General features: G+C 38.6%; 6 protein-coding genes, 3 tRNA genes and 2 pseudogenes. 4 read left to right on the top strand and 7 right to left on the bottom strand.

The window, feature by feature from the left end; translation table 11 throughout:
- Window positions 1–100 precede the first annotated feature (100 nt).
- Window positions 101–2,806, top strand: a pseudogene (locus Xsto_RS19360) (type I restriction endonuclease subunit R, EcoR124 family); the annotation flags it as partial.
- A gap of 74 nt (window positions 2,807–2,880) precedes the next feature.
- On the opposite strand, the pseudogene Xsto_RS19355 reads toward Xsto_RS19360, so the two are convergent.
- Window positions 2,881–3,129, bottom strand: a pseudogene (locus tag Xsto_RS19355) (integrase core domain-containing protein); the annotation flags it as partial.
- A 152-nt stretch (window positions 3,130–3,281) separates the two neighbouring features.
- Between Xsto_RS19355 and Xsto_RS21710 the strand changes: the two are divergent.
- From Xsto_RS21710 to trhO, 3 genes are all read left to right on the top strand, one after another.
- A complete protein-coding gene (locus tag Xsto_RS21710; protein WP_169926702.1) occupies window positions 3,282–3,452 on the top strand; it encodes a hypothetical protein in 171 nt (56 codons plus the stop codon).
- Between the two features lie 65 nt (window positions 3,453–3,517).
- On the top strand, window positions 3,518–3,787 hold the full coding sequence (locus Xsto_RS19350; protein ID WP_099126138.1) for a helix-turn-helix domain-containing protein: 270 nt from the start codon (window positions 3,518–3,520) through the stop codon (window positions 3,785–3,787).
- A 659-nt stretch (window positions 3,788–4,446) separates the two neighbouring features.
- Window positions 4,447–5,505, top strand: coding sequence for an oxygen-dependent tRNA uridine(34) hydroxylase TrhO (gene trhO / locus Xsto_RS19345; protein WP_099111930.1), 1,059 nt, complete (start codon window positions 4,447–4,449; stop codon window positions 5,503–5,505).
- Between the two features lie 92 nt (window positions 5,506–5,597).
- On the opposite strand, the gene Xsto_RS19340 is transcribed toward trhO, so the two are convergent.
- The 6 genes from Xsto_RS19340 to Xsto_RS19315 form a co-directional block, all read right to left on the bottom strand.
- Entirely contained in the window at window positions 5,598–6,191 is a 594-nt protein-coding gene (locus tag Xsto_RS19340; RefSeq protein WP_099126137.1) for a response regulator transcription factor, read from the bottom strand.
- Between the two features lie 206 nt (window positions 6,192–6,397).
- Window positions 6,398–6,658 (bottom strand): biofilm formation regulator BssS, encoded by a 261-nt coding sequence (gene bssS / locus Xsto_RS19335; protein ID WP_099111995.1) that lies wholly within the window; start codon window positions 6,656–6,658, stop codon window positions 6,398–6,400.
- A 237-nt stretch (window positions 6,659–6,895) separates the two neighbouring features.
- Window positions 6,896–7,948 (bottom strand): dihydroorotase, encoded by a 1,053-nt coding sequence (gene pyrC / locus Xsto_RS19330; RefSeq protein ID WP_099111994.1) that lies wholly within the window; start codon window positions 7,946–7,948, stop codon window positions 6,896–6,898.
- A gap of 231 nt (window positions 7,949–8,179) precedes the next feature.
- A tRNA-Asn gene (locus tag Xsto_RS19325) sits at window positions 8,180–8,255 on the bottom strand.
- A 197-nt stretch (window positions 8,256–8,452) separates the two neighbouring features.
- Window positions 8,453–8,528, bottom strand: a tRNA-Asn gene (locus Xsto_RS19320).
- A gap of 280 nt (window positions 8,529–8,808) precedes the next feature.
- Window positions 8,809–8,884, bottom strand: a tRNA-Asn gene (locus Xsto_RS19315).
- Window positions 8,885–8,890: the final 6 nt, after the last annotated feature.

Here is an 8,890-nt window from a genome sequence, read left to right as displayed (position 1 = left end):
TCTTGGCATGATGTTCTCAAGGTAACGGTTTTTTGGCGAAAACAAGGATACCAGATCATCATGCCGTTCCAATTCCCCTCACAAAACATCCACAGCCCCTAAGCAATTTAAGCAAACTGGGTCGCAAGCTAATCGATACGATGTAACAATTTTGGTTAATGGCCTGCCATTGGTGCAGATTGAGCTTAAAAAGCGCGGAGTTGCTATCCGTGAAGCCTTTAACCAAGTACACCGTTATAGTAAAGAAAGCTTTAATACAGAAAACTCACTGTTTAAATACTTACAGCTTTTTGTGATTTCAAACGGTACAGATACCCGCTATTTTGCCAATACAACCAAGAGGGATAAAAACAGTTTTGATTTCACCATGAATTGGGCTAAATCTGATAATACGCTGATTAAAGACCTAAAAGATTTTACAGCCACATTTTTTCAAAAAAATACCTTGCTGAATGTGTTAATTCATTATTCTGTATTTGACGTTAGTAATACTTTATTAGTGATGCGACCCTATCAAATAGCGGCGACTGAACGTATTTTATGGAAAATTAAAAGTGCGTATCAGGCTAAAAATTGGAGTCATACTGAGAGTGGTGGCTATATTTGGCATACTACGGGCTCAGGTAAAACTTTAACCAGTTTCAAAGCTGCGCGTTTGGCTACTGAGTTGGATTTTATCGATAAAGTGTTTTTTGTGGTCGATCGTAAAGATCTGGATTACCAGACCATGAAAGAATATCAACGTTTTTCGCCTGACAGCGTTAATGGTTCGGAAAGTACCGCAGGGTTAAAACGGAATATTGAAAAAGATGATAATAAAATTATTGTTACTACCATTCAAAAACTTAATAACTTAATAAAAAGTGAAAGCGATTTATCCATATACAATAAGCAAGTCGTGTTTATTTTTGATGAGGCTCACCGCAGCCAGTTTGGTGAAGCACAAAAAAACCTAAAGAAGAAATTTAAAAAGTATTATCAATTTGGTTTTACGGGCACGCCAATTTTCCCGCAAAATGCTTTAGGAGCAGATACCACCAGTAGTGTATTTGGCCGAGAATTACATTCGTATGTGATTACCGATGCTATTCGTGATGAAAAAGTATTGAAGTTTAAAGTTGATTATAACGATGTAAGACCACAGTTTAAGTCCATTGAAACAGAACAAGACGAGAAAAAGTTAACAGCGGCAGAAAACAAGCAGGCTTTTTTACACCCCGTTCGCATTCGTGAAATTTCCCAGTATATTTTAAACAATTTCAGGCAAAAAACGCATCGTCTCCAAGCCGGTGGCAAAGGCTTTAATGCCATGTTTGCAGTCAGCAGCGTGGATGCTGCCAAAGCTTATTATGAAGCGTTTAAGAATTTACAAAAAGAGACTGATAAAAACAAAACGAACAAAAAACCGCTTAATGTTGCCACTATCTTCTCTTTCGCCGCCAATGAAGAACAAGATGCTGTTGGTGAAATTATTGATGAAAGTTTTGAACTCACAGCAATGGACAGCAGTGCTAAAGAATATTTAAGCGCAGCAATTGATGATTATAATGCAGCGTTCAAAATGAATTTTGGTGTGGATAGTCAAGGTTTCCAAAACTACTATAAAGATCTTGCTCAGCGAGTGAAAAATCAAGAAGTAGATTTACTGATTGTTGTCGGCATGTTTTTAACGGGATTTGATGCGCCGACATTGAATACCTTGTTTGTCGATAAAAATCTGCGTTACCATGGTCTAATGCAAGCTTTTTCACGCACCAACCGTATTTATGACGCCACGAAGACCTTTGGTAATATCGTCACTTTCCGTGATTTAGAGCAGTCTACAGTTGAGGCTATTACTTTATTTGGCGATAAAAATACCAAAAATATAGTGCTGGAAAAAAGCTATAAAGAATACATGGAAGGCTTTACTGATTTAGTCACCGGCGAAGCACGCCGTGGATTTTTAGATGTAGTGACAGAGTTACAAAGACTCTTTCCTAATCCTGATGATATTGTTAAAGAGCAAGATAAAAAGGATTTTTCCAAGCTATTTGGCGAATATTTGCGTGTAGAGAATGTACTGCAAAACTACGATGAATTTGCAGGATTAAAGGCTCTACAGCATGTAGATATGAGTAATCTGGAAGCTGTTGAAGCATTTAAAGCTAAATACTACCTAGACGATGAAGATATCGCTGCTATGCAAGCGATTGAGATGCCGACTGAGCGTGCTATTCAAGATTATCGCTCGACCTATAATGATACGCGTGATTGGTTACGCCGTGAGAAATCATCTAATGAGAAAGACAAATCGACTATTGACTGGGATGATGTCGTTTTTGAAATAGATTTGCTCAAATCACAGGAAATTAATCTGGATTACATTCTTGAGTTGATTTTTGAAAACAATAAAAAGAATAAAAATAAGGCGGAATTAATTGATGAAGTTCGTCGTTTAATTCGTTCCAGCCTTGGTAATCGAGCAAAAGAAAGTCTAGTTGTTGATTTCATTAATCAAACTAATTTGGACGAAATTATTGACAAAGCCAGTATCATTGATGAATTCTTCAAATTTGCTCAAGCTGAACAAAAACGTGAAGCAGAGGAGTTAATCAATTCTGAGAACTTAAATGAAGATGCAGCTAAACGCTATATCACAGCATCATTAAGACGAGAATACGCAAGTGAAAACGGCACAGAACTCAATTCAACGCTACCAAAGTTAAGTCCGCTTAACCCGGAATACAGAACAAAAAAGCAAACCGTTTTCCAGAAAATTGTTGCATTTGTTGAAAAGTTTAAGGGGGTAGGTGGGCAAATATAGAAACAGGGTCTATAAGCTGTACTAGTCGCGACTTGCTCTGACAGTTACCCACTTTGTTATCGGCGACTGTCAGATTATATTTGGGTCAGATTTTTTTCTGCCCAAATAGATTTCCCATCCTGAAGGGTTTCTATTGGTGTCCGGCCGCAACACATTTTTCCTTGATGAGTGCGATGATTGTTGTAATTGTCCAGATCTTTTTGTAACTCATCCAATGAACCATACAATTTCTTTCTGAACGTCACTTGGTAAAATTCATTCAGGATGGTTTTGTGAAACCGTTCACAGATGCCATTGGTTTGCGGTGACAAGGCAGACACTTTTTGTTTTGTCCGAACTGTCGCGCGCCAGAGATTGCATGTTGTCAGGTATAAGTAAGGAAATTGATGAACTGAGTGATTAGGAAATTAAGCATTTGGATCACTGTTCGTTATATTGAGCGGGTTTATAGCCGTTCAACTTAGCAGTTCAGTTATTGAGTCTGCTAAAACAATCAGTTAAAGTATACCCGCCATTGGCACAATCCAATGGTCAAGGTTTTGCAGCCTTGCGTTCACAAACACTGGTAGGATGTTTCTGCCAGTGCGCTTGCTATCACCCTTTCAATGGTGATTCAGGCGGGGGAGGCTATGCCTCGCTGGTGTGAACCCAGTCTGCAAACCCTGTCTGAATCGCCACCATCAATGTTAATTAATGGAAGGGATAGCAGGAATGAATAACAATGTTAAAAATGATTGGCATCAGGCCGATATTATTGCCGCATTACGTAAACGCGGTACAACTTTAGCGGCTGTTTCTCGTGAGTCGGGACTTAGTTCATCTACACTAGCAAACGCATTCAGTAGGCCTTGGCCTAAAGGCGAATGGATCATTGCTGATTATCTTGGTATCCATCCCTCAGAAATCTGGCCAAGTCGTTATTTCGGTTCTCATACTGGAGAATTATTAGAAAAGAAAGCCCGCTCTGAGCCACAGGAATAACCCGTTTTAATTTGTGATCTAGTTCATAAAAATGATAAATGTTTATATGAAGCCTTGAGCGTGAAATGGCAGCCAAATTTGACCATTTCCAAATCTCATGGCTTTTTTGCTTTAACGTAATGATTAAAAAGTTATAAATCTAATTTCCACGTAAAATCTACCAAACTTGATGTAGCAAAATAATGTGGGGGTACAATTGGGGGTATGTGACTTATTTTAATAAAATTAATTTATTAAATATTAATATGTTAACATGCCAGTATTGCGCTCTCCTTTCTAATAACAAGTGAATAATATTTAACAATTATTTAACTTTTGAAACTAAACTCAATATTTTTGCTTGTTCCCTGAGTGGTTAAAGAAATGCGAATAATATATGTTGCCACTTCATACCTGTCTCGACATGGACAACTAATACACATAAACATTGTCTGATACTCTATAGTGAACAAGCAATTTCTGTGTATACAATCAATTCAGAACAGGGATTGATAGATCTGGGTCACAGAAAAAAGTAATATTGTAGAAAATAAAACCCCCAAGTATGAACTAAGGGTTTTAGTTAAAGATTTAGAGCATGATCTAGAGTCGACACTATGTGGACATAGATAGATATAAATGTATACATATCAACAAATTACAAGGGTACTTTGAACACCATGCCAGTGTTACATAACCGAATTTCTAACAAAGAACTGAAAGAACGTATGTTGGCTGAAACTGAGCCGCGCACAACTATCTCTTTTTATAAATATTTTGCTATTCCTGAGCCACAGGATTTTCGCGACAGCCTGTACCAACAATTTACTGATTTGTCAGTTTTTGGACGGGTTTACATCGCTAAAGAAGGTATCAATGCGCAAATCAGTATTCCTTCTAAAAATGTTGAAGCCCTGAAAGCAGTATTGAATACCGCTGATCCTGCTTTGTATAACTTGAGACTCAATATTGCATTAGAAGATGATGGCAAATCATTTTGGGTATTACGCATGAAAGTGCGTGAGCGTATTGTTGCTGATGGTATTGAAGATGAAACTTTTAACCCGTCAAAAACCGGTGAATACCTGAAAGCGGATCAGGTCAACCAGATGCTGGATGATCCTGAAACTGTATTTGTTGATATGCGCAATCATTATGAATATGAAGTCGGGCATTTCGAGAATGCGATTGAAATTCCGTCAGATACATTTCGTGAGCAGTTGCCTATGGCAGTTGAGATGTTGAAGGATGATAAAGATAAAAATATCGTCATGTATTGTACTGGCGGGATCCGTTGTGAGAAAGCAAGTGCTTATATGCTGCACAATGGTTTTAACAATGTTTATCATGTAGAAGGCGGTATTATCGAGTATGCTCGTAAGGCGAAAGCTCAGGGGCTGCCTGTTCGCTTTATTGGTAAAAACTTTGTCTTTGATGAGCGTATGGGAGAACGTATTTCTGAAGACGTTATCGCTCAGTGCCATCAGTGCGGTTCAACTTGTGATAGTCATACTAACTGTAAAAATGATGGGTGCCATTTGCTATTCATCCAATGTCCGTCTTGTGCAGAGCGGTTTGAGGGATGTTGTAGCGATGTCTGCCGGGAAGAAATGTTACTTCCTGAAGGCGAACAGCGTGCTCGTCGGGCAGGAAGAGAAAATGGGGCTAAAATTTTCAATAAATCTCGTTATCGGTTGAATGAAGGTTTGAATATCACTTCGCTACAATCCATTAAATAATAAATCTTGTTTAAGTGCCTGTTTAGTCTATTGGATGAACAGGTACTGCAAACTGGCGTAATAACTTAAGTGTTATTGCGCCAATTGAATTATTAACAGAGATACTTAAAGATATTATAAGTAAAAAGTAACTCCATCTGGTTAACCACCCCTAATTTTTCAATGATATGTCGTTTATGAGAATAAACGGTACTGCCGCTTATTTTTAATATCTTTGCAATCTTATATGTGCCTATTTCCAGCATCCAATAATAGAGGATCCTATTTTCCTGCGGACTAAAAATAGAACTTTTTGTATTGAAATGAGAAAAATAGTGTTGGATATCATATGAAGCAATTTCTTTTAATCGTTGAAGTAGTAAGCTAAGATTCCTTTTTGGTAAAATAAAATCATTATTAGTCAATTGGATATGATTGTCTGTCCATGGATATGGCTTATCAAGATAGATATAAATGCGTCTGTCACGCACCAAGGAGAAAAATAACTTCATGTATTCACAGTATGCACTGCAATAACCGTAATGTGTTAGATTCATCAGAACAATATCTGGTGAAAATACCTGAAGAGTAGTTATTGCATCATGAATTGAATGCATACCTGCTGTAAGGATGTTCGTATTTTCTTTCAGGGACTCAATGATCCCGAGGCGGGTATAATAGCACTCATCAATGATTAATAGCTTCATTAGCTGAACATCCTTGTTCTATAGTGGTTATCATTAAGTAAAACAGTCTGCCGGATAGTTAAATATCAGGTAGTGTCTGGCTGTTTATAATACAGTATTGTGAAAAATAATAAACTATATGAATGATTCTGTGTGCTGGTATTTGTTTTGATAGTAGTGGCGGACACTCAATGTTCTGAGTGTCCTAATAGGTATGAAATTTGCTGTTAATGTTTTGTATAGTCAAGTTGGTCGTATTCTGATGATTCAATCTTCTCGATCCCAGCCTGCAAGATTAGAATTAGCTGTTTTGCAACTCCTGTAGTTAACCACAATGTTTTGTCAATACTGACATTATCTGTTTTTGTGGTTTGATCTGGGGAGGATAAGTAATGAAGGCGAATCATAATGGCGTCATAGGTGTCAACAATACTGATGTCCCAGCCTACAACAGGATGGGTTTGAATAATTTCATCTTTTTGTCCCATATAACCTCCTAATCAGACTACAGCATTGTTATTGGTATAATTGACTAAGAGCTGCGAATCTCATCAAAGATGAGTAATGGCAGTATAAACCTTTTTATCAAACTAATACTACAACCAGTCTCAGAAACCCGATGGTGATCATTTTATCTGAGGGTGAGTATTATCTTGTTTGGTATGGAAAGAGTGAGATGCCTTCATGCGGAAACTAAGTATCTCCGCATGAAGCACGATGAGAGATTACTTACATATTTTGACTTCCCATCCCGCATCTTCTCCAGCCAGGAATGGGATCAATTTTTCGCCATTATGTTCGATGTATTCGAAAACTGGGGTAGGCTTGCGTGTAAGTTCAATAACCCCATCATTAACAGGTAAATTATAAAATTTAGGGCCATTCAGAGAGCAGAAAGCTTCAAAATGCTCCATTGCATTCATTTCTTCAAAAACAGTTGCATAAGCTGCTAAAGCGGTTGGCGCATTGAAAACACCAGCACATCCGCAGGAAGATTCTTTACGGTGCAATAAATGAGGAGCGGAATCCGTTCCCAGGAAGAAGCGGTCACAGCCACTGGCAACGGCTGCGCGTAATGCCTCCTGATGAATATTGCGCTTTAATACTGGTAAACAGTAGAGATGTGGTCGGATCCCGCCAACCAGCATGTGATTGCGGTTGAACATCAAATGCTGTGGAGTGAGAGTTGCGCCTAACTTATCATTGCCTTCAAGAACATATTCGGCAGCTTCTTTGGTCGTGATATGTTCGAAAACAACTTTCAGCTCAGGGAACTGCTTACGTAACGGCTCCATTACCTGCTCTATAAAACGGGCTTCACGATCAAAAATATCAATATGAGAAGCAGTCACTTCACCATGGATCAGGAGAGGCATTCCTAATTTTTCCATTGTTGCTAGCAGAGGATATATCTTTTGTATATCTGAAACACCGTGGCTGGAATTAGTTGTCGCATTGGCAGGATAGAGTTTACAGGCAGTGAAAATACCTTCTTTGTAACCTATTTCAATTTGGGAGCTGTTTGTTGAATCCGTGAGATAGCAGGTCATCAGAGGTTGAAACTGGTGTTCTGATGGAATGGCTGCCATTATCCTGTCTTTATAGGCCTTAGCGCTGGCAACATCTGTTACAGGAGGGGCAAGGTTAGGCATAACGATAGCCCGGCCAAAGAATTGGCTGGTATGAGGAACGATGGTTTTCAGCATATCACCATCGCGAAAATGGACATGCCAGTCGTCAGGGCGGCGGATTTTAATGGTATATGATTCAGTAGTCATGGAACCGGCTCCAGAATATAGGTGAGAAATGGTGGAAGCTGATTCAGCATTCCTTAAGCCGGAGGTAGATGATAAAGAGAAAATAGTTAAATAGCTATTATTAAATGATAATAGTTCCGCTATTTTTGCAGAATTAAGATTTTTATTTTATATAAGCTAGGGTATTCAGAGGAAATTAATTGTATCAAAAAAGGAAAAAATAGAAGTAACAAAACGAGGGTGTATTGAAGTTGGCTCCTCCAACTGGACTCGAACCAGTGACATACGGATTAACAGTCCGCCGTTCTACCGACTGAACTATGGAGGAACTCCTTCAAGACGGGGCGTATACTAACGGCTATTTTCTCATTTGTCAAAGGGGAAAATCATAATAACCGGTTGTTTGCCGTTAATATGTACTTTTTGTCGATAATATGTGCTTTTTGAGTTTAAGCTCATCAGTGTATCTTCAGCAGCAAAGTAAAAAGCCCGACTCAGCATAACTGAATCGGGCTTCTTTAAATTTGGCTCCTCCAACTGGACTCGAACCAGTGACATACGGATTAACAGTCCGCCGTTCTACCGACTGAACTATGGAGGAATTGCTGTGTTCCTGAGAACGAGGCGAATAATAGGGGAATGGAGAGAGCTTGTAAAGCAGAAAAATAAAAAATAAGTTCAAGTGGTTGAGACATGTTCAAAGTGGTGGGGTTTTATCATTTTTTATGGCGAAAAATAATCATCACCGTATTTTTTTAGGTGTTATTCATGATAACGAATTAATATTCCGTTATATTTTCTGATGCCAGATAAATGTCCCGGAAAAAAGTAGAAAAGCAAAAAGCCCGGCTCAGTAAAACTGAGTCGGGCTTCTTTAAATTTGGCTCCTCCAACTGGACTCGAACCAGTGACATACGGATTAACAGTCCGCCGTTCTACCGACTGAACTATGGAGGAATTGCT

Origin of the sequence: Xenorhabdus stockiae (assembly GCF_002632825.1) — a bacterium.
Classification (GTDB): domain Bacteria; phylum Pseudomonadota; class Gammaproteobacteria; order Enterobacterales; family Enterobacteriaceae; genus Xenorhabdus; species Xenorhabdus stockiae.
Note: the sequence above shows the minus strand (reverse complement) of the source record. Positions and strands in the feature narration are given on the sequence as shown.

Excerpts from the sequence above, each read along its gene's own strand:
- pyrC (WP_099111994.1), bottom strand. The coding sequence starts at position 7,948 with ATGACTACTGAATCATATACCATTAAAATCCGCCGCCCTGACGACTGG.
- Xsto_RS19340 (WP_099126137.1), bottom strand. The coding sequence starts at position 6,191 with ATGAAGCTATTAATCATTGATGAGTGCTATTATACCCGCCTCGGGATC.
- trhO (WP_099111930.1), top strand. The coding sequence starts at position 4,447 with ATGCCAGTGTTACATAACCGAATTTCTAACAAAGAACTGAAAGAACGT.
- bssS (WP_099111995.1), bottom strand. The coding sequence starts at position 6,658 with ATGGGACAAAAAGATGAAATTATTCAAACCCATCCTGTTGTAGGCTGG.
- Xsto_RS19350 (WP_099126138.1), top strand. The coding sequence starts at position 3,518 with ATGAATAACAATGTTAAAAATGATTGGCATCAGGCCGATATTATTGCC.